Source organism: Oleiphilus sp. HI0086, assembly GCF_001635225.1.
Map to the genome: position 1 here is coordinate 1 of NZ_LWFZ01001418.1, position 651 is coordinate 651.

Here is a 651-nt window from a genome sequence, read left to right on the forward strand (position 1 = left end):
CGATGGCAATAAAAACCCAGCCAAGTAGTGTCGCCGATAGAATAAACCAGAAAAATGCATTGAGAACTTCTAGGGTTTCCACCTCGCTGCTGAAGATAATGGCTGCTGCAGCAGTACTAAAACCAAGCAGGGAGGAGATCGCGATGATACTTCCTTGGCCCAGAAATTTGCCAATCAACATATCGCGTCGACTGAGGGGGTAGGTGAGCAGGAGTAGCATGGTGCCTTGTTCATATTCTCCTACGAAGGCGTTGTAGGCGATCATCAATGCGATCAAGGGAATCAGGATAACGGCCAGACTTGCCAGACTAATTAAGGTTGAGTTGAGCGAGGCAAAGCCGATACTACCTGAGGCAGCCGCGCCAAAATACGTAAGCCCTAAAGATAGAATGGCGAAGATTACCGTGATCGCCAAAGTCCAGCGATTGCGGAAGCCATCTTTAAATTCTTTTGAGGCGACAGTTAGTATTTTATCCATATTTATTGCTCTCCCTTGCGAATAAAGTGGCTGTATATTTCCTGCAAGGAAGGTTGCTTGATCTCCAGGTCGCTGATGCTTGTATTTCCCGAGAGTGTTCTAAGGGCGGACATTTTATCTTTCGTCGGCACAAGCAGAGATTGCTGGCCAGCCGCACAGGCGACCGCATTTTG

At 47.9% G+C, this 651-nt stretch carries 1 protein-coding gene; it reads right to left on the reverse strand.

Features of this window, described 5'->3' with window-relative positions:
* The coding region (locus A3756_RS24185) for an ABC transporter permease (protein WP_156490739.1) at positions 1-478 on the reverse strand (478 nt) is incomplete at its 3' end.
* Positions 479-651 lie beyond the last annotated feature (173 nt).